Here is a 23,614-nt window from a genome sequence, read left to right as displayed (position 1 = left end):
CAACTGTTTACCTCAAGGTGACCAATTTCTACGCCGGTTCGCATACCATGTTGGGCGCGCGAATTCAACGCCAGTGAACTGCACCTCAGGGTGACGAATTTAGGTTAACGGTTGACGTTGCCGGATTCACAGGGGGTCGAATGCGTCGAGGGCGAATTCAAGCGGTCGTTGCAACATCGGCCCATCATCCTCCCTTATTGATGGACCCGAGCAGGTCGTCCCGTGCCTTGGCGGAAGTTTTGCGCCGTCTTGAGTTCAGGGCGAAAGCGATAGCGGCCAGGATGTTGGCGTCATGCATGGGGAGGTCGGTCCCCTTGGGGACGCACCGGCGCTGCGGCCCATCGGTGCTCTCGTTCGTGCCGCGCTGCCACGGGCCGTGCGGATCGCGGAAATGGACGGAAGGACCGGTGTCGATTCGAGTATCGGAACGGAGAATTCAGGACCCGCTGCCGGGCTTGCGGGGGCGAAGCTCCAGCCGGCGCAGGAACTCGCCCATGATGAGGCGGTAGAGGCCGTCCTTCAGCCGGGCGTCCTCGACACCCAGGTCGATGCTGGGGTTGTCGTTGATCTCGATGACGAAGACGCCGCGGTCGTTCTGCTTCAGGTCCACGCCGTACAGCCCGTCGCCGATCAGCCCCGCCGCCTTCACGGCGGTCTCGATGACCTCGCGCGGCGCCTCCTCGACGGCCAGGGTGCGGGAGGACCCCTGTTCGGCGCGCCCGTTGCCGCCGTGCTTCACGATCTGCCAGTGCTTCTTGGCCATCAGATACTGGCAGACATAGATCGGCTGGCGGTTCAGCACGCCGACGCGCCAGTCGAACTCGGTGTACATGAACTCCTGCGCCAGGATGACGTCGGACTGCTCGAACAGGCTTTCCGCGGTCGCTTCCAGCTCGCTGCGGGTCTGCACCTTGAAGACGCCGCGGGAGAAAGAGCCGTCCGGGATCTTCAGGACGATGGGGTAGGGGATTTCCCGGTCCAGCGCCTCCAGCCCGCGCTTGTCGAAGATCACCGTTTTCGGCGCCGGGATGCGGTGGGCGCGCAGCAATTCGGCCAGATAGACCTTGTTGGTGCATTTCAGGATCGAGTTCGGATCGTCGATCACCGGCAGCCCTTCCTTCTCCGCCTTCTTGGCGAAGCGGTAGGTGTGGTGGTCGAGGTTCGTCGTCTCGCGGATGAACAGGGCGTCGAACTCGGCGAGGCGGGCGTAGTCCTTCTTCTCGATCAGCTCCACCGCGATGCCCAGGCTCTCCCCGGCCTTGACGAATTTCTGGAGCGCGCGGGGGCTGGAGGGCGGAAGCTCCTCCTTCGGGTTGTGGAGGATGGCCAGCGTGTAGCGCGGCGGCGCCTTGGCCGCCGGTTCCCGCCAGGAGGCGCGGGTGTAGGCGTCCAGCGCCGCCTGGAACGCCGCCTCCTGGTCGGGCCGAAGGTCGGCCAGCGACAGCGGCTCCAGCGCGTGGACCGCCCAGCCCTCCTTCAGCCGCACCTGGACCTTCAGCAGCGGGCAGCGGAACAGGTCGAAGATGGTCCGGGCGATGTCCTGGAACCGCGCGTCGTCGGCGTGGCCGAAGAAGACGCAGAGATTGAACGACGCCTCGGGCGGGTGGTCCATCCGCTTGATGGTCTTGCGCAGCGCCTCCTCCACCTCGGCCAGTTGCGGGCGGTAGAAGCTCTTCTGCGACAGGTCGAGGATGGTCCGGACGGACGGGATCACCCGCTCCCCGCGCGCCTCCGCCAGCAGGGAGACGTAGTAGCCGGTGCCCAGATAGCGGTAGCTGCGCGACAGGTTCAACACCCGTGCGCCGCGCGGCGCCTTGGCCTGTTCCAGCGCCTGTTCCGGGCGGGCGATGTAATCGCGTGCGCTGACGACCGGCAGGCCGTCCTTCGCCCATTTCACATCCGCCCGGCGGTCCACGACGAGGAGATGCGCGGGCATCAGGCGGCGGACCGGGGGCGGAGGAGGAGGGCGGCCTTCAACTGGGCCTTGCCGTAGCGGGCCATGCGCTCGAAGTCGGCTTTCGGGATCGGCATGTTCATCCGGTCGATGTGAGCGTGGTGACGGTCGTACACAAGCGGATCGTGAACATAAAGAAAGCGGTCGTCGGCACCGGTCACGACGACCCAGTGCGGAAATTTCTCGTGATAGATCCGGTAGGAGCTGATGAGCACGATGGGAATGGCCCCGCCCGCCACCGCGTCGGCCATGTCCTGGGCGGTCAGGGTGTTGTGGCGGATGGTGGCCCCGCTGCCCTCCAGCTCGTCGAGGAAGTCCTCGTGCACGATGCGCATGACCTCCTTCTTGTCGTCGCTGCGCACGCTGTCGAGGAAGGGGGTGGCGTTGTCCTTGACGTGGATGTCCACCGCGAAGCCGCGCCGCGCCGCCGCCAGCGCCATCCCGAAGGGGCCGCAGCCGCCGTGGCCGGAGGTCATGAAGACCGTCGTCGATTCCCGCCACAGGCGGATTTCCAGCTTCCGCCCCAGCTCGATCTCCGCGGGCTTCAGCGCCTTCATCGCCATCATCAGGGCCGACGGGCCGCAGGTGAAGTCCAGCGTCTGCTGGTAGTAGGGGACCAGGGGGCCGCCCAGCGGCGCGCTGGGGCCGCTGTGGCCCAGGCGCTTTTCCAGCCGCAGCGCCTCCATATGGTCTTCATAATAGTCGGTGTAGACGCCGAACTCGCGGTAGCCGGCCTTCTTGTAGAGATCGATGGCCGCGGCGTTGTCGCGCCGGACCTCCAGCCGCAGATAAATGCAGTCCCGCGAACGGGCCGCCTGCTCCGCCGCGGCGAGGAGGCGCTTGGCGACGCCCTGACCGCGGTGGCCGGGGTCCACCGCGAAGGAATAGAGCCGGGCGAGCGAGGTTCCGGAATGGAAGGACACCAGCGCGTAGCCGACGACCGTGCCGCTGTGGACTTCCACAAGGCCAGTGGCCTTGGCTTTCGTCAGCAAATATTGAAAACTACGTCGGGTCAGGCGGTCGGTGGCGAAGCACCGCTCCTCGATGGCCAGCAACGCGGGGATGTCCGGCGGCTGCGCCACGCGGAGCAGGATGGTGGAATCACCGGTGTGATCCTGGCGGGAGTCCGCCGATACGGTATTGTCGAGCATCGGGAGGTTCAAAGAGGCTGACACGGATGCCATCTTACTCCCTCACGTCGGGCTGCGCAGCGATTACCGGCACCGGGTGCGCCGCGTGGATGGCCTCCGTTTTGGCACAGCCTGCATGGCACAAGGGCAAGTCCCGGCTGTTGCTCTGGACGAACGGCCTAGCCGTTTCGACCGGTTGGCCGCAGCGACTTAAAAGTTGCTTAACCATGACCCCGGAAACTGCCGCCGATGGAAGGCCGGCTACGAAACCGCCCGCTCCAGTTGGCCCTGGAAAGAAGAAAGTCAAGACATGGACGCTCGGTATAAGTCCCGCGAGATCGAACGCCGCAGTCTGGATGTCGACGGGCTGAAGCGCTCGTTTCTGGAGTGGCTGGTGTACTCCGTCGGCAAGGATGCGCGGGCGGCGACCCGGCGCGACTGGTTCCACACCGTGGCGCTGGCGGTGCGCGACCGCCTCGTGGACCGCTGGATGGACACGACGCGGACCTATTACCAGCAGGACGCCAAGCGCGTTTACTACCTGTCGCTGGAATTCCTCATCGGCCGCCTGCTGACCAACAGCCTCGCCAACCTGGGCATCAACGACCAGTGCCGTCAGGCGCTCGACCGGATCGGCCTGAACATCGACGACGTGGTGGAGGCGGAGCCGGACGCGGCACTCGGCAACGGCGGCCTCGGGCGTCTGGCCGCCTGCTTCCTGGACAGCATGGCGACGGAAGGGCTGCCCGGCTACGGCTACGGCATCCGCTACGAGTTCGGCCTGTTCGAGCAGCGCTTCGAGAATGGCTGGCAGGTCGAGTATCCGGAGCAGTGGCTGCAATTCGGCAACCCGTGGGAGTTCCCGCGTCCGGAGGTGCTGTACCCCGTCCAGTTCTATGGCCGCGTCGAGGAGTTCCGGGATTCGGTGGGCGAGCGCGCCTACCGCTGGGTGGATGCGGAGCGCGTGCTGGCCATGGCCTACGACACGCCGGTGGTCGGCTACGGCGGGGACACGATCAACACGCTGCGCCTGTGGTCGGCCCGCGCCACGCGCGACTTCAACTTCGGCCACTTCAACGACGGCGCCTACATGAAGGCGGTCGAGCAGAAGGTGCTGACCGAGAATCTCAGCCGCGTCCTCTACCCCAACGACGCGACGGAGGGCGGCAAGGAGCTGCGGCTGAAGCAGGAGTATTTCTTCACCTCCGCGTCGCTCCAGGACATCCTGCGCCGCTACCTGCAGCACCATTCCAACTTCGACAGCCTGCCGGACAAGGCGGCGATCCAGCTCAACGACACGCACCCGGCCATCGGCATCGCCGAGCTGATGCGGCTGCTGGTGGACCAGCACGGCGTGGTCTGGGACAAGGCGTGGGACATCACCCGCGCGACCTTCTCCTACACCAACCACACGCTGCTTCCGGAAGCGCTGGAGGCGTGGCCGGTCCGCATGATGGAGCGCGTGCTGCCGCGCCACATGCAGATCATCTACGAGATCAACGCCAAGTTCCTGAACCGCTCCAAGGCGCGGGCGGCGGGCGACAACGGGCGGCTGTCGCGCCTGTCGCTGATCGACGAGCGCGGCGACCGCCGGGTGCGCATGGGCAACCTGGCCTTCCTCGGCTCCCACAAGGTCAACGGCGTGTCGGCCCTGCACACCGAGTTGATGAAGCAGACCGTCTTCGCCGATTTCCACGCGGAGTTCCCGGACCGCATCAACAACAAGACCAACGGCATCACCCCGCGCCGCTGGCTGCATCAAGCGAACCAGCCGCTGGCCGCGCTGATCACCAGCCGCATCGGCAACGGCTGGATCAAGGATCTCAGCCAGATCAGCGCGCTGGCCGAGAAGGCCGACGACGTGGTGTTCCGCGAGGAGTTCCGCCGGGCCAAGCGCAAGAACAAGAAGCGGCTGGCCGCCTACATCGCGCGCCAGACCGGGGTGGACGTGCAGGTGGACAGCCTGTTCGACGTGCAGGTCAAGCGCATGCACGAGTACAAGCGCCAGCTCCTGAACATCCTTCAGGCCATCGCGCTGTACAACGAGATGCGCGACAACCCGACCGTCGCCTGGGTGCCGGTGACCAAGATCTTCGCCGGCAAGGCGGCGCCGAGCTATCACATGGCGAAGCTCATCATCAAGCTCATCAACGATGTGGCGAAGGTGGTGAACCATGACCCGTCGGTGCACGACAACCTGAAGATCGTGCTGCTGCCCAACTACAACGTCACCGCCGCGGAGATCATCATGCCGGCGGCGGACCTGTCGGAGCAGATCTCCACCGCGGGCATGGAGGCGTCGGGCACCGGCAACATGAAGCTGGCCCTGAACGGCGCGCTGACCATCGGCACGCTGGACGGCGCCAACGTCGAGATCCGCGAGCATGTGGGCGAGGACAACATCTTCATCTTCGGCCTGACCGCCGAGGAGGTGAACGACCTGCGCGCCAGCGGCGGCTTCAACCCGCGGGAGGTCATCGCCTCCAACCCCAGCCTGAAGCGGGCGCTGGACATGATCTCCACCGGCGTCTTCTCGCCGGACGATCCCCACCGCTACCACCCGATCCTCCAGGCGCTGACCGACGGCGGCGACCATTTCCTGGTGACGGCGGACTTCGCCGACTATTGCGAGGCGCAGCAGGCGGCCATGGACCTGTACCGCGACCAGGAGGAATGGACCCGCAAGGCCATCCTGAACACGGCCAACATGGGCTGGTTCTCGTCCGACCGCACCATCATGGAATACGCGACCGAGATCTGGGACGTGCATCCCGTGAAGCCGGAACATCCCGCCGACGCCGACCGCTAACGCCGGCACCGCAGGGAACGGACAAAAATCATGACGCGAAGGCGCGGGCGCTTTACAAGCCCCGCGCCTTTCGTTTATCTAGCGGGTTATGAATCGCTCGCTCGCCATCACCACCACCACTACCAAAACGACCCGCTCCGGCGGGCCGTCGGCTGGTGGCGTGCGTTGATCGAGTAAGACGCTTCACCCACCACGAAGGCCCCGCCGGACACGGACGGGGCCTTGGTGTATCCGGGGCCGCCGTCCACGCTCGATCCGGGCAAGACCAAAGGACGGACCACACCCATGAGCAGCTCTTCTCCTTCTCCCCGCCGCGTCGCCATCGTCGGTGCCACCGGTGCCGTCGGCCGCGAGATGGTCGATGTTCTTCACCGCCGTTCGTTCCCGGTCGCGGAACTCGGCCTGTTCGCGTCGGAGCGCAGCGCCGGCCGCACGGTCGAGACTCCGTTTGGCGAGAAGACCCTCGTGGCGTTCGACGTCGAGAAGGTGAAGGGTTACGACATCGTTCTGCTCGCCGTGTCCGGCGACTTCGCCAAGGCCCACGCGCCGGCCATCGCCGCGGGCGGGGCGCTGGTGATCGACAACTCCTCGGCCTTCCGCTACGACGACAACGTTCCGCTGATCGTGCCGGAGATCAACGCCCACGCCATGGGCGACGCCAAGCTGATCGCCAACCCGAACTGCACGACCGCCATCGCCGTCGTGGCGCTCGGCCCCCTGCACAAGGCGTTCGGCCTGAAGCGCGTCATCGTCTCCACCTATCAGGCGACCAGCGGCGCCGGGGCGGAAGGCATGGCCGAGCTTGAGGAGCAGACCCGCAACCAGCTCGACGGCAAGCCGGTCACCAACAGCGTGTTCCGTCACCCGATCCCCTTCAACCTGATCCCCCAGATCGACGCCTTCCAGGAGAACGGCTACACGAAGGAGGAGATGAAGGTGACCTGGGAAACCCGGAAGATCCTGGAGATCCCGGACCTGCCGGTGAGCTGCACCGCCGTTCGCATCCCGACCTACCGCGCCCATTCCGAAGCGATCACGGTCGAGACGCTGACCCCGGTGACCCCGGACGCCGCCCGCGCCGCCCTGGCCGACGCGCCGGGCGTGGTGGTGAAGGACGTGCCGGCGGACGGCGTCTACCCGATGCCGCTGAACGCCACCGGCCAGTTCGACGTCGAGGTCGGCCGCATCCGCACCAGCCTGATCTTCGGCGACCACGGGCTGGACCTGTTCGTCTGCGGCGATCAGCTCCTCAAGGGCGCCGCGCTGAATGCGGTGCAGATCGCGGAGCTGTCGCTGTAAAGCGAACCATTTCCGCGTGTCCCTCCTTCCTCGTGACGGAAGGGATGAAGGCTGGAATGGACCGGTCTTCGCTGCTATCTATAAGCCCGAACGAAGAGGGCCGTGGGGCGTTCCGCCTCCCGGCCCTCTTCGCCGTTGTCTGCACCGCTGAGTTACGGGAACGCGCATGTCCGAGCTTCTGGACGCTGTTTCCCGGCGTCGAACCTTCGCGATCATCGCGCACCCCGACGCCGGCAAGACCACCCTCACCGAAAAGCTGCTGCTGTTCGGCGGCGCCATCCAGATGGCCGGTGCCGTGAAGGCCCGCGGCGAGCAGCGCCGCGCCAAGTCGGACTGGATGAAGGTGGAGCGCGAGCGCGGCATCTCCGTGACCGCCTCGGTCATGACCTTCGATTACGAGGGGCGCACCTTCAACCTGCTGGACACGCCGGGCCACGAGGACTTCTCGGAGGACACCTACCGGACGCTGACCGCGGTGGACAGCGCCGTCATGGTGATCGACGGCGCGAAGGGCATCGAAAGCCAGACCCTGAAGCTGTTCGAGGTCTGCCGCCTGCGCGACGTGCCCATCGTGACCTTCTGCAACAAGATGGACCGCGAGGCCCGCGACCCCTTCGACCTCATTTCGGAGATCGAAAGCTCGCTGGCGCTGGAGGTCACCCCGGCGAGCTGGCCCATCGGCATGGGCCGCGACTTCCTGGGCTGCTACGACCTGATCCGCGACCGCCTGATCCTGATGGACCGCACCAAGGGCGACGAGATCGACGACGGCATCGAGTGCAACGGACTGGACGATCCCCGCCTCGACGAGCTTCTGCCGGCCCATGCGGTGGCGAAGCTGCGCGAGGAGGTGGAGATGGCCCGCGGCCTGATGCCGCCCTTCGATCTGGACGCCTACCGCGCCGGCCACCTGACGCCGATCTATTTCGGGTCTGCGATCAACAACTTCGGTGTGCGCGAGCTTCTCCAGGGTCTGGCCGAGAACGCCCCGCCGCCGCGCCCGCAGCCGGCGGAACAGCGCGCCGTGCAGCCGGACGAGGGCAAGTTCAGCGGCTTCGTGTTCAAGGTCCAGGCCAACATGGACCCGAACCACCGCGACCGCATCGCCTTCGTGCGCATCTGCTCCGGCAAGTTCCGGCGCGGGGCCAAGCTGAAGCACGTCCGTTCGGGCAAGCTGATGGCGGTGAACAACGCCGTGCTGTTTCTGGCCCGCGACCGTGAGCTTGCGGAAGAGGCGTGGCCCGGCGACATCATGGGCATCCCGAACCACGGGTCTTTGCGCATCGGCGACACGCTGACCGAGGGCGAGGATCTGCGCTTCACCGGCGTGCCCAGCTTCGCGCCGGAACTGCTCCAGCGCGTCCGGCTGGAAGACCCGATGCGCGTGAAGCATCTGCGCAAGGCGCTGGAGCATTTCGCGGAGGAGGGCGCCTCCCAGGTGTTCAAACCGCTGACCGGGGCGGACTGGGTGGTCGGCGTGGTCGGCCAGCTCCAGTTCGAGGTGCTGGCGTCCCGCATCGAGGCGGAGTACGGCCTCGCCGCCCGCTTCGAAGGGGCCGGCGTGGACGCCGCCCGCTGGATCGAGACGGACGACGAGGAGCAGCTCAAGAAGTTCCTGGACCTCAACCGCTCGGCGGCGGCGGAGGACCATGACGGGGCGCTGGTGTTCCTGGCCCGCAACGCCTGGCACCTGAACCGGACGCAGGAGGATTTCCCGGCCCTGCGCTTCCTGAAGACCCGCGAGCAGAACCGCAAGGTGCACACCGCCGCGTGAGGCTCATCCAAAGCCATGCGGAGCGCGCTTACCATTGGACGGTAGCGCGTTCCGCGTGTTGCCCCGTCTGACCGATTCGAGTAGCGTTTGCCCATGCAGCCGCCACGCCGCAAGGCGTTGTGCCGGATGACGGGGAGTGGCTGAAACAAGAGGGGCAGCATGTTCGGTGGCGTGGAAGCCTTCTTCGACACCAGCGAGTACTTGCCTCACGGCGTGTGCCTGTTCTGGCGTCCGGAAATCCTGACCCTGCACATCGTGTCGGATGTGCTGACCGGTCTGTCCTATTACTCGATTCCGGTTGCGCTTCTGTATTTCGTCCTCAAGCGCCGCGATGTCGCCTTCAGTTGGATCGTCTGGCTGTTCGCCGCCTTCATCCTGGCCTGCGGCACGACCCATTTCTTCAGCCTGTGGACGCTGTGGCACCCCGACTACGCCGTGGAGGGCATCGTCAAGGCCCTGACCGCGCTGGTGTCCGTCCTGACCGCCGTGGCCCTGTGGGTGCAGATGCCCAAGGCGCTGGCGTTGCCCAGCACCGTCCAGCTTGCCGACGCCAACACCGCCCTTCAGCGCGAGATCGAGATCCGGCGGCAGGCCGAGTTGCGCTACGTCAGCTTCTTCAACAATCTGGCGGAGGGGCTGTTCGTCGTCACGGTGCTGCCGGACGGGAGCTTCGCCTTCGACACGCTGAACCCCGCCCACGCGCGTGCGACGGGCATCAACCCGGAGACCATCCGCGGGCGGCTGGTCCGCGACTGCGTTCCCCCCGAGACGGCGCAGGCGGTCATCGAACGCTACAGCGCCTGCCTCGCCGCGGGCGGCCCGATCGATTACGAGGAGACGCTCGACCTTCCCGTCGGGCGGCGCGTCTGGCACACCGTCCTGGTGCCGGTGCGGGGCGAGGATGGGCGGGTGGTCCAGATCCTGGGCAGCTCCCGCGACATCACCGATCGCAAGAAGCTCCAGGAGGAGCTGGTGCAGACCTCCAAGCTGGCGACGCTGGGCACGCTCGCCGCCGGCATGGCGCACGAGATGAGCCAGCCCCTGAACATCATCCGCATCTGGGCCGAGAACGCCCTGTCGCGCCTGCGCGAGGGCGATGCGGACACCACCCGCCTGGACAAGGTTCTGACGATCGTGTCGGAGCAGGCGGAGCGCATGGGCCGCATCATCGACCATATGCGCACCTTCAGCCGGCGCGACGGCGCGACCCAACGCTTCGATCCGGCGGCCAGCGTCCGTTCCGCCGTCGAGCTGGTCGCCAACCAGTTTGCGCTGGAGAACATCGACGTCGTCACTGACATCCCGGCCATGGACTGCGTCACGCGCGGGCGCCCTCTGCAACTGGAGCAGGTGGTCGTCAACCTGATGTCCAACGCGCGCGACGCCATCCTGGAATGGCGCGCCGACCCCGACGGCTCTCCCGCCGCCGGGCGGATCGCGGTGGACATGCGCTGCGATCTGACCGCGGGCCGGGCCGTCATCACCATCACGGACGATGGCGGCGGCATCGATCCCGACATCCTGCCGCGCATCTTCGACCCCTTCTTCACGACCAAGGAGGTGGGGAAGGGGTCCGGCCTCGGCCTGTCCATCGGCTACGGCATCGTCGACTCCATGGGTGGCCGGATCGAGGCGGCGAACGTGGTTCACGGAAGCGGGAGCCGCGGCGTCCGTTTCACCATCACCTTGCCGGTGTCCAACCCCTCCGTTCAGGACGTGGAGCGCGCTCATGGCTGATCCACTCACCGATCCGTTGCATGTGCTGGTGGCCGAGGACGAAGCGCTGGCCGCCATGGCGCTGGAGGATTACCTGTCCCGCAAGGGCTTCCGGGTGACCCTGGCCCAGGACGGGCAGGAGGGGCTGGAACGCTACAGCGCCGATCCGGCGGATCTCGTCATCACCGACCTGCGCATGCCGCGGATGGACGGCCGCGCCCTGATCCGCGAATTGCGGACCCTGGACGCCCGGTTGCCGATCCTGGTGATGACCGGCTTCCTGTCGATGGACGGGGGAGAGGACGACCTCACCTCCGACCGCTGGCAACCGCTGGCGGTGCTGCGCAAGCCGGTCAGCCCGCAGCAGATCCTCGACACGCTCACCAGCCTCGTCCAGGCCGCGAAGCTGCGGCCTGCGTGACCGCCGCACCCTGAAGGCGATCCCCGGGTTCGGCCTGCCGTCGGGGCCGGACCGTCTGCGGCGCCCCATCGGCGATACGGAAAATTCCGAATTCCTTGGGCCGGCATCGCCGAATCGCTCCGCAGCCCATACCCGCTGTTACAGTCTGTTACCAAATGACTGTAGGATGGTCATTAACCTGCAATCCGCTTCCTGCGATAATGGGCCGCAGTGTCTTGTGGCGGGATGGATCGCTCCGGCCAGGCCGGGCCGCCCTACCGGGAGTTCGACGTGACGAAACGCTTCGCGCTTATCGCGCTTCTGTTGGCTGTGCTGGGTGCCGGCGGTTACTGGTACACCCATGGGGCGGGGGGTGGCGACGCACAGACGGCGAAGGCCGCCGCGCCGGCGGGGCCGCGGGCTCTCCCGGTGGTCATCCAGACGGCGGAGAGGCGCCCGGTGCCGGAGCGGCTGGGCACCATTGGATCGGTCCAGCCGGTGGCGGCCATCGCCATCAAGGCGCGCGTCGACTCCGTGGTCGAGACGGTCCACTTCACCGAAGGGCAGGAGGTGAAGGCGGGCGATCTGCTGTTCACCCTCGACTCCCGCGCGCTGGAGGCGCAGCTCCGGCAGGCGCAGGCCAATCTGGAGCGCGACCGCGCGAATCTCGACAAGGCCCGCGGCGACGTGAAGCGCTACGAGCAGCTCGTCCGCTCCAACACCGTGGCCCGCCAGCAGTATGACGCCGCGGTGGCCGCCGCCGACGCGCTGGAGGCCACGGTCAAGGCCGGGCAGGCCGCCATCGAGGCGGCCAAGGTGTCCCTCAGCTTCACCCGGATCACCGCCCCGATGGACGGGCGCACCGGCGCCGTGAACGCCAAGGCCGGCACCATGGTGCGCGCCGCGGACGCCACGCCGCTGGTGACGCTGACCCAGCTCCGCCCGATCACCGTCGCCTTCAACGTGCCGGAGCGCCACCTGCCGGCCATCCGCGAGGCGATGGCGACGGGCAGGCTGCCGGTCACCGCCGGCATCCCCGGCGCCTCCCTCCCGCCCGCCGAAGGCGTCCTGAACTTCGTCGACAGCCAGGTGGACCAGCAGACCGGCACCATCCTGGTGAAGGGCCAGTTCCCCAACGCCGACACCCGGCTGTGGCCCGGCCAGTTCGTGGACGTGGTGCTGACCCTGCGGGTCGAACCGCAGGCGCTGACCCTGCCGGAGGAGGCAGTGCAGACCGGCCAGCAGGGCCGCTTCGTCTATGTGGTGAAGCCCGACGACACGGTGGAGATCCGCAACGTCGCGGTGGCGCGCAGCCAGGAGGGCCTCGCCGTCATTGCGGACGGGCTCCAGGCGGGTGAGCGGGTGGTGGTGGACGGGCAGTCCCGCCTGTTCCCCGGTGCCAAGGTCGCCGCCGCCAGAAACGGCGAGAAGGGCGGTGCCGGCGGCAAGGCTCCGATCACCGGAGGCGCGTCATGAACCTTTCGGAGCTGTGCATCCGCCGTCCCGTGATGACCATCCTGCTGACGGCGGCGCTGGTTCTGGGGGGGCTCGCGGCGTACCGCCAGTTGCCCGTCGCGGCGCTGCCGCGGGTGGATTTCCCAGTCATCAACGTTTCCGCCACGCTGCCCGGCGCCAGCCCGGAAACCATGGCGGCCTCCGTCGCCAGCCCGCTGGAGCGTGAATTCTCCACCATCGCCGGCATCGACACGATCACCTCGACGTCGAGCCTCGGCAACACCTCCATCACCATCCAGTTCGTGCTGGAGCGCGACATCGACGCCGCCGCGCAGGACGTGCAGGCGGCCATCGCCCGCACCCAGCGCCGCCTGCCGGCGGAGATGACCACGGCGCCCAGCTACCGAAAGGTGAACCCGGCGGACCAGCCGGTCCTGATGCTGGCGCTCTCGTCGCCCACGCTGACGCTGTCCACGCTGAACGACTTCGCGGAAACGGCGGTCCAGCCCAAGGTCGCCACCCTGCCGGGCGTGGCCCAGGTGCAGATCTACGGCGCGCAGAAATACGCCGTCCGCGTCCAGGTGGACCCCAACGCGCTGGCCGTGCGCGGCATCGGCATCGACGAGCTTCAGAAGGCGCTGGCCGCCGCCAACGCCAACACGCCGGTCGGCACGCTGTCCGGCGCCCGGCAGCAGCTCGTGCTCGCCGCCAACCCGCAGCTTCCCGACGCCGACGCCTTCCGCGGCCTGATCGTCGCCTACCGCAACGGCGCGCCGGTCCGGCTTGGCGACGTGGCGAACGTTCTGGACAGCGTGGAGAACATCCGCACGGCGAGCTGGCACAACGGCACCCGCGCCATCGTCATGGCCGTGCAGCGCCAGCCCGACGCCAACACGGTGGACGTGGTGGACCGGGTGCGCAGCCTGCTGCCCAGCTTCCGCGCGCAGCTTCCGCCCAGCGCGAAGGTGGAGGTGGTGAACGACCGCTCCACCTCGATCCGCGCGGCGGTGGAGGACGTGCAGTTCACGCTGGCCCTGACCATCGCACTGGTGGTGATGGTCATCTTCCTGTTCCTGCGCCGCCTGTCGGCCACGCTGATCCCGGCGCTGACCGTTCCGATCTCGCTGATCGCGACGGCGGGCGGCATGCATCTGATGGGCTTTTCCATCGACAACATCTCGCTGATGGCGCTGACACTGGCGGTCGGCCTCGTCGTGGACGACGCCATCGTGATGATGGAGAACATCGTCCGCTACGTCGAGGAGGGCAAGAAGCCCTTCGAAGCCGCCGTGAAGGGTGCGCGGGAGATCGGCTTCACCATCGTTTCCATCACCGTGTCGCTGGTGGCGGTCTTCATCCCGATCCTGCTGATGGGCGGGGTGGTCGGGCGCGTCTTTCATGAATTCGCGCTGGTGGTCACCATGGCGATCGGCGCCTCGGCCTTCGTGGCGCTGACGCTGACGCCGATGATGTGCGCCCGCATGCTGACGCATGAGCCGCACGGCACCAAGGAGGGCTGGTTCGGGCGCATCCTGGAGGGCGGCTTCAGCGCGCTGCACCGCGGCTACGCCGTGACGCTGCGGCTGGCGCTGAAGCACCGCCCGGTGATGGGCATCGTCATGATCGGGACGGTGGTCGGCTCCGCCCTGCTGTTCCAGGCGATTCCGAAGGGCTTTTTCCCGACGGAGGACATCGGCCAGATCACCATTTCGACGGAGGCCGCCCCCGACATCTCCTTCCCGGCCATGGCCGAGCGGCAGCAGGAGGCCGCCCGCATCGTCAAGGCCCACCCGGCGGTGGCGGACATGACCTCCTCGGTCGCCATCGGCGGCAACTCGGTCAATTCGGGCCGCATGTTCGTCGTGCTGAAGCCGCGCAGCGAGCGCCCGGCGGCGGGCGAGGTGATCCAGCAGCTCCGCCGCCAATTGTCCGGCATTCCCGGCATGGCGGTCTACATGCAGCCGGTGCAGAACCTGCGCATCGGCGGCCGTTCGTCCAAGAACGAGTTCCAGTACACGATCCAGGGACTGAATCCGGAGGAGCTGTACGCCTGGTCCGGGCGGCTGGAGCGGGCGATGCGCGACATCCCCATTCTTCAGGACGTGACCAGCGACCTTCAGCTCAACAGTCCGCAGGCTTACGTGCATGTGGACCGGGAGAAGGCGGCGACGCTGGGGATCGGGATCGATCAGGTGCGCTCCACCCTCTACAGCGCCTTCGGTCAGCGGCAGGTCTCGACCATCTACACGCCGACCAACGACTATCAGGTGCTGATCGAGCTGGCGCCCAAGTACCAGCAGGACGACAACGCCCTGTCGCGCATCTATGTGCGGTCCAGCTCCGGCAAGCTGGTGCCGCTGGACGCCTTCGCCAGCGTGCAGCGCACCGCCGGTCCGATGACGGTCAACCACCAGGGGCAGCTTCCCGCCGTCACCCTGTCCTTCAACGTGACGCCCGGCCATTCGCTGGGCGAGGCGGTGGACGCCGTCCGGCGGGCCGAGGTGGAAATGGCCCTGCCGCCGGGCATCACCACCGGCTTCGCCGGCACCGCCCAGGTGTTCGAGGACGCGCAGAAGAGCCAGGGGCTCCTGCTTCTGGCCGCGGTTCTGGTGATCTACATCGTGTTGGGCGTGCTCTACGAGAGCTTCATCCACCCGCTGACGATCCTGTCCGGCCTGCCCTCGGCGGCCATCGGGGCCTTGGCGACGCTGATGCTGTTCGGGCAGGAGCTGAGCGTCATCGCGATCATCGGCATCCTGATGCTGATCGGCATCGTGAAGAAGAACGCGATCATGATGATCGACTTCGCCATCGACGCGCAGCGCAACCAGGGCATGACCCCGCGCGAGGCGATCGAGCAGGCGTGCCTGCTGCGCTTCCGCCCGATCATGATGACGACCATGGCGGCGATCATGGGCACCCTGCCCATCGCCGTCGCCCATGGCGCCGCGGCGGAGCTTCGCCAGCCGCTGGGCCTTGCCGTGGTCGGCGGTCTGTGCGTGTCGCAGATCCTGACGCTTTACATCACGCCGGTGCTGTTCCTCTATATGGAGGACGCAGGCAACGCCGTCTCCCGCCTGTGGAAGCGCCGCGGCGGGGTCGCCCCGGAGGCGCCGCACCCGGTGCCCGGCGCGGAGTGAGAAAGCCCACTCCCCCCGGGGAGAGGGCCGGGTGAGGGGGCGATACGCCCGGCGGGGCGGAGAAACGTGCTTGTTGCGCCCACTGGCGTGCCTTCGGCACCCCCTCACCCTGAACCTTCTCCCCAGGGGGGGAAGGGATCGGCGTCGCTTTCGCAAGCGCTGTTAACCTGCGTTCGTTGCGCTGCCGGAAGGAGTGGCGGACGGGTTGGTCAGCCGCTCCACCAGTTGGCGGCTGTGGCTGGGCAGCGCGTCCAGCCGGCGGACGCAGACGACCAGCGACCGCACGGCCCAGGGATCGGTCAGGCGAACCGCGCGGATCTTCGTGAAGCGGCGGCAGCGCCTTGCCGAGGCTTCCGGGACGATGCCCAGCCCAACCCCCTGTTCGACCATCCGGCAAATCCCGTCGAAGCCGCGGACGCGGACGCGCAGCTTCAAAGAGTGCCCGGAGCGGACGGCGTGCTCGTTGACGTGCTGCTGAAGGGCGTTGCGCGCCGCCAGCCCCACGAATTCCTCGCCCATGACCTCACGGAAGGCGATGCCGCGGCGGTTCGCCAGGGGATGGCCGTGGGGGACGATCAGCACCAGCCGGTCGGTCCGGAAGGGAAAGACCTCCAGCCCCGACAGGTCGGCGTGGTCGGACACCACCCCAGCATCGGCCAGCCCTTCCGCCACCGCCCGCACGATCTCGTGGCTCGGCTTCTCCTCCAGATCGATGTCGATGTTGGGGTGGGCCGCCAGGAAGGGGGCCAGGGCTTCGGGCAGGAATTCCGCCAGGGCCGCGGTGTTGGACAGCAGCCGCACATGCCCTTTCAGCCCCTTCGCATAATCGCCCAATTCGCCCCGCATCCGCTCCACCTGCTGGAGAAGCAGGCGGGCGTGGTGGACGAGCGCCTGTCCCGCCGGGGTCGGGCTGACGCCCCGGCGCCCGCGCTCCAGCAGCGGCACCCCGAGCGTCTCCTCCATCCCGCGGATGCGCGCGCTGGCGGAGGCGAGGGCGAGGTGCGTGCGCTCCGCCCCATGGGTGATGCTCTCCGCCTCCACGACGTTCAGGAACAGCCGCAGGTCGGTCAGGTCGAAGCGCATGGGTGGGATCTCCGGCGGGGCATCTGCCTTCGTCCGATCCGAAGGCAGGCTGCGTGACATCCACATTGCCGGAAGGCGCTCCGCGGCTTCAAGTGGCGGTCATGACCGACCTTCCTCTCCTCATCGTCGCCGCGATGGCTCTGACCTTCCTGCTTGCCGGGTTCGTCAAGGGCATGATCGGGCTGGGTTTGCCGACCGTCGCCATGGGCCTGCTCGGCCTCGTGATGCCGCCCGCGGAGGCGGCGGTGATCCTGATCGTGCCTTCGCTGGTGACGAATCTCTGGCAGCTCGCCTTCGGCCCCGGCCTGGGCGCCACCATCGAACGCTTCTGGCCGATGATGCTTGGGATCACGCTGGGCACCTGGGCGGGGGCGGGGCTGCTGGCCGGTGCCTCGTCGGGGCAGGCGGCGGCGGCGCTGGGCGGCGCTCTGGCGCTCTACGCGCTGGCCGGGCTGGTGAAGCTGCCGCTGCGGGTGCCGCCGCAGGCGGAATCCTGGCTGTCGCCGCTGGTCGGGGTGGCGACCGGGGTGGTGACGGCGGCCACCGGGGTCTTCGTCATCCCCGCCGTGCCCTACCTCCAAGCGCTGGAGCTGGAGCGCGACCGGCTGATCCAGGCGCTCGGCCTGTCCTTCACGGTGTCCACCCTGGCGCTGGCCGCCGGGTTGGCGCAGCACGGGCTGTTCGACGGGACGCTGGCCTGGGGGTCACTGGCGTCGCTGTTGCCGGCGCTCGCCGGCATGGCGCTCGGCCAGAGCCTCCGCCGGCGGGTGCGGGCGGAGGTGTTCCGGCGCTGCTTCTTCCTCGGCCTTCTGGCGCTCGGTCTGTTCCTGATGCGGGAGCATCTGGGATGAGCTATTCCGCCGCCGTTCCGTGCGCCACGGCGTCCGGGTCGCGGTGGGCGAACCAGCGCTTGAAGCGCCGCGACAGCGCGTCGAGGTAGGTGAGGATCACCGGCACCACCAGCAGGGTCAGCAGGGTGGAGCTGATGAGGCCGCCGATCACCGCGTGGGCCATGGGCGCCCGTTGCTGCGCGCCCTCGCCGATGCCCAGCGCCAGCGGGATCATGCCGAAGATCATCGCCATGGTGGTCATGACGATGGGGCGCAGGCGGATGATCCCGGCCTCCACCACCGCGTCGCGCAGGTCGGCCCCGCGGGCGCGGGCCTGGTTGGCGAAGTCCACCAGCAGGATCGCGTTTTTGGTCACCAGCCCCATCAGCATGATGAAGCCGATGGCGCTGAAGATGTTCAGGGTCGAGCCGGCGACCAGCAGCCCCAGGAACACCCCGATCAACGACAGCGGCAGCGACATCATGATGGCGACGGGCTGGAGGAAGCTGCCGAACTGGGAGGCCAGGATCAGGTAGATCATGATCACCGCCAGCAGCAGCGCCTGGGTGGCGTAGCCGGTCGTCTCCGCGATGTCCTTGGTCGAGCCGCCGAAGACGATGCGGTAGCCGGGCGGCAGCTTGATCCCGGCGATGGCGGCCTGAAGCTCCCTGCCGGCGTCGCCCGCCGGGCGGCCCTGGACGTTGGCCTGCACGTTCACCTCGCGCGACAGGTCGCGGCGGTTGATCTGCGAGGCGCCGAGCGTCGTTTCGACCCGGCTGACCTGCGACAGCGGCACCATGCGCGGGGCGTCATCGGGGCCGTTCGTGCCGGTCAGATGGATGCGGTCGAGATCGGCGCGGCCCACCCGGTCGCCCTCCGGCAGGCGGACCAGCACGTCGTAGGTCTCGCCGTCCGGCGCCTTCCAGGTGGACACCTTGTCCCCGGCGAACAGCGGGCGCAGCGTGTTCGCCACCTGCGCCGTGCCGACGCCGAGGTCGCTCGCCAGATCGCGCTCCAGCCGCACCGACAGGGTCGGCTTGGCCGCCTTCAGGCTGACGTCCACGTCCACGAAGCCGCGGATGCCGCCCATGGCGGCGGTCACCTGTTTGGCGATGCGGTCCAGTTCCGCGATGTCGCGGCCCTGCACGGACACCTGGATCTGCTTCTGCACGCCGCCCACGCCGGGAATGCCGATGCCGATCTGGACGCCGGGAATGGCCGCCAGCCGCTCGCGGATCGGCGGGGCCAGCCCGTTGGGAGAGCGCTTGCGCTGGTCGATGGGCTTCAGCCGGACATAGACGCTGCCCCGGTTCTTGCCCACCGACGCGCCGGTGTTGACCGTGGAATAGGTATAGGCGACCTCCGGAAACTCGCGGATCGCCGCCTCGACCTGCCGCAGCTTGGCCGCGGTGTAGTCGAGGGAGGAGCCGACCGGCGTCTCCACGTCCACGATGGTTTCGCCCAGATCGGCGGCGGGAACGAACTCCACCCCGATGCGCGGCACCAGGAAGAAACTGCCGACGAAGATTCCCAGCGCCAGCAGCAGGACCAGCCAGCGCCGGCGCAGCGCCCAGCGGAGCATCCGGCCATAGACCCGCGCCAGCGCGTCGAAGCCGTGCTGGAACCCTTCCGCGAACCGCCCGAAGATCCCGCGCCCGTGCCGCCCGTGGGCCGCCGGGTCGTACCACAGGCTGGACAGCATGGGGTCCAGCGTGAAGGAGACGAACAGGGAGATCAGCACCGCGGCGGACACGGTGATGCCGAATTGCAGGAAGAAGCGCCCGATGATGCCGCCCATGAAGGCCACGGGCAGGAACACCGCCACGATGGTCAGCGTGGTCGCCAGAACCGCCAGCCCGATCTCCTTGGTGCCGTCCAGCGCCGCCTGCCGGTGCCCCTGTCCCTTCCCCAGATGGCGCATGATGTTCTCGCGCACCACGATGGCGTCGTCGATCAGGATGCCGATGGCCAGCGACAGGGCCATCAGGGTCATCGTGTTCAGCGTGAAGCCGAAGGCCGCCAGCACGCCGAAGGTGCCCATCACCGCCACCGGCAGGGTCAGGGCCGTGATGACCGTGCTGCGCCAGGAGCCCAGGAAGATCATGACGATGGCGATGGTCAGCGCACCGCCCTCGACCAGCGTGCGCTGCACGTTGCTCAGCGAGTTGGTGATCCCGCGCGAGGTGTCGCGCACCACCTCCAGAACGACGTCGGAGGGCAGGGAACCGTCGCGGCGCAGCTCGTCCAGCGCCTTGTAGAGGCCGCGCGCCACCTCCACGGTGTTGGAGCCCTGGATCTTCACCACATCGACGGCCAGCGCCGGCTGCCCGTTGAACAGGGCGACGGACTCCTGCTCCTCCTGCCCGTCCAGCACCTCGGCGACCTGGCGCAGCCGCACCGGCTCGCCGCCGCGGCGGGCGACGATGAGGTCGAGAAGTTCCCGCGGGTCGATGACGCGCCCGTCCACCTGGACGACCCGCTCCGCCCCGTTGCCGGAGACGGAACCGGCGGGAATGTCCTGGTTCTCGTCGCGGATCGCCTTGATGACCTGATCGACGCCGACGCCCAGCGCCTCCAGCCGTTCGGGCCGCAGCCGCACCTGGACCTGCCGCTTCACGCCGCCCGCGATGGTCGCCCGTCCGACGCCGCGCACGTTCTGCAGGCGCTTCAGGACGATCTGGTCGCTCATGGTGGTCAGGTCGCGCAAGCCGCGGATGTCCGACTTGACCGCGATGGACAGGATGGGCTGGTCGTCCGGGTTGAAGCGGGTGATCTGCGGGTCCTTCACCTCGTCCCGGAAGGTCGGGCGGAGCGCCGACACCTTTTCGCGCACGTCCTGAAGCGCCTGGGTGGAGGCGGTCTTCAGGTCGAACTCCGCGATCACCACCGACCGGCTCTCGTAGGAGCGGGAGGTCAGCGTCTTGATGCCGGCGATGGTGTTGACCGCGTCCTCGATGGGGCGGGAAACGTCCGTCTCCACCGATTCCGGGCTGGCGCCGGGATATTCGGTGGAGACGACGACCAGCGGGAAATCCACGTCCGGAAACTGGTCGACGCCCAGCCGGTTGTAGGAGAACAGGCCCAGCACCATCAGCGCCACCATCATCATGGTGGCGAAGACGGGGTTGTCGACGCTGATGCGGGTGATCGGCATGGCGCGGCCCGTTCCCTTACGATCCCACGACCCTGACGGTCCGCCCGGCGGTCAGGCCGGGCAGGGGGGCGGTCACCGCCAGATCGCCGTCGGCCAGCCCGCGCACCTGCACGAGGTCGCCGCGCGCCCAGGCGCCGAGCACCTCCACCTTGCGGCGCTCCACCCGGTCGCCGGAGACGACCAGCACGAAGTCGCCGTCCTGGTCGCGCCGGACCGCGGCGGGGGGCAGGGCGAAGGCGCCCTCCACCTCGTCCACCACCGCGTCGCCCGCGGCGAACATGCCGCCGCGCAGGGCGCCGTCGGCGTTGTCCAGAACGATGTAGACGGGAATGGCCCGGGTGCCGGGGCGGGCCATCGGGTTGATGCGGGCGATCCGGCCGACGAACTCCCGCTCGCCGAAACCCTCCACCCGCAGCCGCACGGTCTGGCCGGGCTTCAGCCGGGCCACGTCGTCGGCGGGGACCGTCGCCTCGACCTCGACGCGGCTGAGGTCCACGACGGAGAACATCTTCGCGTTGACCGCCAGCGTCTCGCCGGGGTTGACCGCGCGCTCGGCCACCATGCCGTCGATGGGGCTGGCCACCACCGCGTCGCGCAGCGCCTTGCGGGCGAGATCCACCTGCGCCTCCAGCGCCGACACGGTGGCCTGCTGGAAGCGGAACGTGCTCTGCGCCTGATCCATGTTGGTTTCGGACACGATGTCCTTCTGGCGCAGCGCCAGATTCTTGGCGCGGGTCTTCTCGGCCAGGACGAGCTGCGCCTTGGCGCCCTCCAGGTTGCTCAGCTTCTCGTCCAGCTTGGCCTGAAGCTCCACCGTGTCGAAGCGGGCCAGCACCTGCCCCTTGCCGACGGCCTGCCCCTCGCGCACCGGCACCTCGACCAGCCGGGCGGCGACCTCCGACTTCACCGTGGATTGCTCCATCGGCTTCACCGAACCGCTGAGCCGCACCAGTTCGGTCAGGCGGCGCGGGACCATGCGGGTCAGTTCGACGGGCGACAGCTCCACCGCCCGGACCGGCGGTGGCAGGCTGGCGGCGGCGGGGGGAACCGCGTCGCGGCTGTCCATGGTCTTCCAGGCGGCTCCGCCCGCGGCGGCCAGCGCCCCGGCGACCAGCAGGGGCAGCAGCAGGCGGCGCCGGCGCCTGCCGCCGGTGGGAAGCTCGGAACGGGCGGCGTCGATCATGGGGAGGCGTCCTTGGGTGCGGCTTTCAACCCGTTGAGAACGAGGTCGAGATAGGCGTCGAGATAGGCTTCGGCGGACGCCGCGGCGGGGTCCGGCTCGAAAGGCCGCAACGAGTGGTTCCACAGCGACAGCATGCTGAGCGGGGCGGCGATGACGCGGGCCATCTGGTCCACGTCCATGGGCCGGAACTCCCCGCGCTCGATGCCGCGGCGCAGGATGCGCATGAAGAAAAGCCGCCCGCGCAGGACGACCTCCTCCATATAGAAGCGGGCGAGGTCGGGGAAATTCTGCGCCTCGGCGATCACCAGCTTGGACAGGCCGGCGTTCGGGCTCTGCTCCATCTCCCAGAAGCCGCGGGCCAGGATGCGCAGGAACTCCTCGCTGGTGCCGGTGAAGCTGTCCAGCAGGTCTTCGCCCATCTGGAACTGCGGCAGGATGGATTGCCGCACGACCGCTTTGAACAGCCCTTCCTTGTTCTCGAAATAGAGGTAGGGAAGTCCGACGCTGACGCCGGCCTTGCGGGCGACATGCTCCAGCTTGGTTGCGGCAAATCCGCGCGAGACGAACAGGTCGCGCGCGGCTTCGATGACCTCGGCGGGGCGCGCATCCTTGCGTCGGGACCGGCGGGGAGGGGGATGGGCGGTGCTGTCGGGCATCGGTGCATGGCTATAAATGAACGTTCATTCAATATGGAGCGGGCTTGAAAAAGTCAAGCGGTTGAGCGGGCTGCGGCGATTGGACCACAAGTCTTGGGCGTGGCAGGAACGGGTCTCTCTCCCGCGCCGCCAAAAATGGCATCGCTGCAGGATGACGCAGAAAAGCGGCAAATCCGGATGAACAGCATTTGCATGAAAACCATTCCAACCGGATATGAAAAAGGGAAAAGCCATGGAATCAGGACATTACACCCGCCTTGTTGCTTGACAGACAGCACCATTACATCGCAAAGAGAGGGTAACGCTTTCGATCTTTGTGCAACAAGCACGGACCCCACCTCGTGGCTTATCGCGACTTCACCGCGGCCCGCGCCGCCGGTGCCGCTCTGATTCTCGCCCTCGGCTTGGCGGGTTGCGCCTCGAACGCTCCGGAAACGGCGGACATCGCCAAGGCTCCGGAAGTGGCCGTCGTCCCAATCGATCCGAACGACCCCCTGGGCCGCTGGGTCCCCCACATCCGCGAGGCGTCGGAACGCTTCGACATGCCGGAGAAGTGGATCAGGGCCGTGATGATGCGCGAGAGCGGCGGGCGCGCGGTGGTGAACGGACGCACCATCACCAGCCACGCCGGCGCCATCGGGCTGATGCAGGTGATGCCCGGCACCTACGACATGATGCGCTGGCAGTATGGGCTGGGTTCCGACCCGTCCGACCCGCGCGACAACATCCTGGCCGGCACCGCCTATCTGCGCGAGATGTACGACCTGTTCGGCGCGCCGGGCTTCCTTGCCGCCTACAATTGCGGCCCGGCCTGCTACGCCTCGCATCTTGCGGGCAAGCAGAAGCTGCCGCGGGAAACGCGGATGTACATCGCCGCCCTGACGCCGACGCTGCGCGGCGTGGCCCCGCGTGAGCCGTCCCAGTCGGCGGGCGCCAGCGCGATTGAGGTCGCCATCGTGCCGGCGACCGCACCAACGCCGCCCGCCAGAACCTCCGCCAAGGCGTCCGGCAAGCCGGCGGCGCCCGCTCCG

The 23,614-nt window shown here is 68.0% G+C and carries 15 protein-coding genes; 9 read left to right on the top strand and 6 right to left on the bottom strand.

Annotation, left to right across the window (positions count from 1 at the left end; translation table 11 throughout):
* Positions 1-436: 436 nt before the first annotated feature.
* Positions 437-1,936 carry a RimK family protein gene (locus QSG27_RS11585; RefSeq protein WP_306706215.1) on the bottom strand — a complete coding sequence of 500 codons (1,500 nt, stop codon included), beginning with the start codon at positions 1,934-1,936 and terminating at the stop codon, positions 437-439.
* Positions 1,936-3,105 carry a ribosomal protein S18-alanine N-acetyltransferase gene (gene rimI, locus QSG27_RS11580; RefSeq protein ID WP_306706213.1) on the bottom strand — a complete coding sequence of 390 codons (1,170 nt, stop codon included), beginning with the start codon at positions 3,103-3,105 and terminating at the stop codon, positions 1,936-1,938. The genes QSG27_RS11585 and rimI overlap by 1 nt, the downstream gene beginning before the upstream one ends.
* 289 nt (positions 3,106-3,394) lie before the next feature.
* Between rimI and QSG27_RS11575 the strand changes: the two genes are divergently transcribed.
* From QSG27_RS11575 to QSG27_RS11545, 7 genes are all read left to right on the top strand, one after another.
* Entirely contained in the window at positions 3,395-5,893 is a 2,499-nt protein-coding gene (locus QSG27_RS11575) for a glycogen/starch/alpha-glucan phosphorylase (protein WP_306706211.1), read from the top strand.
* A 285-nt stretch (positions 5,894-6,178) separates the two neighbouring features.
* On the top strand, positions 6,179-7,192 hold the full coding sequence (locus QSG27_RS11570; protein ID WP_306706209.1) for an aspartate-semialdehyde dehydrogenase: 1,014 nt from the start codon (positions 6,179-6,181) through the stop codon (positions 7,190-7,192).
* 166 nt (positions 7,193-7,358) lie between these two features.
* Positions 7,359-8,966, top strand: coding sequence for a peptide chain release factor 3 (locus tag QSG27_RS11565; protein ID WP_306706207.1), 1,608 nt, complete (start codon positions 7,359-7,361; stop codon positions 8,964-8,966).
* Between the two features lie 159 nt (positions 8,967-9,125).
* The gene (locus QSG27_RS11560; RefSeq protein WP_306706205.1) at positions 9,126-10,703 is read left to right on the top strand and encodes a PAS domain-containing sensor histidine kinase; all 1,578 of its coding nucleotides are present in this window, start codon (positions 9,126-9,128) and stop codon (positions 10,701-10,703) included.
* Positions 10,696-11,103 carry a response regulator gene (locus tag QSG27_RS11555; protein ID WP_306706203.1) on the top strand — a complete coding sequence of 136 codons (408 nt, stop codon included), beginning with the start codon at positions 10,696-10,698 and terminating at the stop codon, positions 11,101-11,103. Before QSG27_RS11560 ends, QSG27_RS11555 begins: the two co-directional genes overlap by 8 nt.
* A gap of 225 nt (positions 11,104-11,328) precedes the next feature.
* On the top strand, positions 11,329-12,558 hold the full coding sequence (locus tag QSG27_RS11550; RefSeq protein ID WP_306706201.1) for an efflux RND transporter periplasmic adaptor subunit: 1,230 nt from the start codon (positions 11,329-11,331) through the stop codon (positions 12,556-12,558).
* Entirely contained in the window at positions 12,555-15,677 is a 3,123-nt protein-coding gene (locus QSG27_RS11545; RefSeq protein WP_306706199.1) for an efflux RND transporter permease subunit, read from the top strand. The genes QSG27_RS11550 and QSG27_RS11545 overlap by 4 nt, the downstream gene beginning before the upstream one ends.
* A gap of 162 nt (positions 15,678-15,839) precedes the next feature.
* On the opposite strand, the gene QSG27_RS11540 is transcribed toward QSG27_RS11545, so the two are convergent.
* Positions 15,840-16,760, bottom strand: a complete 921-nt coding sequence (locus QSG27_RS11540) for a LysR substrate-binding domain-containing protein (RefSeq protein WP_306706197.1) — start codon at positions 16,758-16,760, stop codon at positions 15,840-15,842.
* A gap of 101 nt (positions 16,761-16,861) precedes the next feature.
* On the opposite strand from QSG27_RS11540, the gene QSG27_RS11535 reads away from it, so the two are divergent.
* Positions 16,862-17,611 (top strand): sulfite exporter TauE/SafE family protein, encoded by a 750-nt coding sequence (locus tag QSG27_RS11535; RefSeq protein ID WP_306706195.1) that lies wholly within the window; start codon positions 16,862-16,864, stop codon positions 17,609-17,611.
* Position 17,612: 1 nt separating this feature from the next.
* On the opposite strand, the gene QSG27_RS11530 is transcribed toward QSG27_RS11535, so the two are convergent.
* Genes QSG27_RS11530 through QSG27_RS11520 form a run of 3 tightly spaced genes read right to left on the bottom strand, consistent with a single transcriptional unit; the run spans position 17,613 to position 22,583 of the window.
* A complete protein-coding gene (locus QSG27_RS11530) occupies positions 17,613-20,744 on the bottom strand; it encodes an efflux RND transporter permease subunit (RefSeq protein ID WP_306706193.1) in 3,132 nt (1,043 codons plus the stop codon).
* A 16-nt stretch (positions 20,745-20,760) separates the two neighbouring features.
* Positions 20,761-21,927 (bottom strand): efflux RND transporter periplasmic adaptor subunit, encoded by a 1,167-nt coding sequence (locus QSG27_RS11525; RefSeq protein ID WP_306706191.1) that lies wholly within the window; start codon positions 21,925-21,927, stop codon positions 20,761-20,763.
* Positions 21,924-22,583, bottom strand: a complete 660-nt coding sequence (locus tag QSG27_RS11520; protein WP_306706190.1) for a TetR/AcrR family transcriptional regulator — start codon at positions 22,581-22,583, stop codon at positions 21,924-21,926. The genes QSG27_RS11525 and QSG27_RS11520 overlap by 4 nt, the downstream gene beginning before the upstream one ends.
* Before the next feature lie 341 nt (positions 22,584-22,924).
* On the opposite strand from QSG27_RS11520, the gene QSG27_RS11515 reads away from it, so the two are divergent.
* A partial coding sequence (locus QSG27_RS11515) for a lytic transglycosylase domain-containing protein (RefSeq protein WP_306706188.1) occupies positions 22,925-23,614 on the top strand: 690 nt, incomplete at its 3' end.

The organism is Azospirillum isscasi, assembly GCF_030849505.1.
Classification (GTDB): domain Bacteria; phylum Pseudomonadota; class Alphaproteobacteria; order Azospirillales; family Azospirillaceae; genus Azospirillum; species Azospirillum isscasi.
The sequence above is the reverse complement of the archived record's forward strand: the minus strand, read 5'-3'. Positions and strand labels throughout refer to the sequence as shown.

Bases quoted from the DNA above. Each gene is read 5' to 3' on its own strand.
- QSG27_RS11570 (WP_306706209.1), top strand. From the start codon at position 6,179: ATGAGCAGCTCTTCTCCTTCTCCCCGCCGCGTCGCCATCGTCGGTGCC.
- QSG27_RS11525 (WP_306706191.1), bottom strand. From the start codon at position 21,927: ATGATCGACGCCGCCCGTTCCGAGCTTCCCACCGGCGGCAGGCGCCGG.
- QSG27_RS11530 (WP_306706193.1), bottom strand. From the start codon at position 20,744: ATGCCGATCACCCGCATCAGCGTCGACAACCCCGTCTTCGCCACCATG.
- QSG27_RS11575 (WP_306706211.1), top strand. From the start codon at position 3,395: ATGGACGCTCGGTATAAGTCCCGCGAGATCGAACGCCGCAGTCTGGAT.
- QSG27_RS11520 (WP_306706190.1), bottom strand. From the start codon at position 22,583: ATGCCCGACAGCACCGCCCATCCCCCTCCCCGCCGGTCCCGACGCAAG.
- QSG27_RS11545 (WP_306706199.1), top strand. From the start codon at position 12,555: ATGAACCTTTCGGAGCTGTGCATCCGCCGTCCCGTGATGACCATCCTG.
- rimI (WP_306706213.1), bottom strand. From the start codon at position 3,105: ATGCTCGACAATACCGTATCGGCGGACTCCCGCCAGGATCACACCGGT.
- QSG27_RS11555 (WP_306706203.1), top strand. From the start codon at position 10,696: ATGGCTGATCCACTCACCGATCCGTTGCATGTGCTGGTGGCCGAGGAC.
- QSG27_RS11565 (WP_306706207.1), top strand. From the start codon at position 7,359: ATGTCCGAGCTTCTGGACGCTGTTTCCCGGCGTCGAACCTTCGCGATC.
- QSG27_RS11540 (WP_306706197.1), bottom strand. From the start codon at position 16,760: ATGCGCTTCGACCTGACCGACCTGCGGCTGTTCCTGAACGTCGTGGAG.
- QSG27_RS11560 (WP_306706205.1), top strand. From the start codon at position 9,126: ATGTTCGGTGGCGTGGAAGCCTTCTTCGACACCAGCGAGTACTTGCCT.
- QSG27_RS11550 (WP_306706201.1), top strand. From the start codon at position 11,329: ATGGATCGCTCCGGCCAGGCCGGGCCGCCCTACCGGGAGTTCGACGTG.
- QSG27_RS11585 (WP_306706215.1), bottom strand. From the start codon at position 1,936: ATGCCCGCGCATCTCCTCGTCGTGGACCGCCGGGCGGATGTGAAATGG.
- QSG27_RS11535 (WP_306706195.1), top strand. From the start codon at position 16,862: ATGACCGACCTTCCTCTCCTCATCGTCGCCGCGATGGCTCTGACCTTC.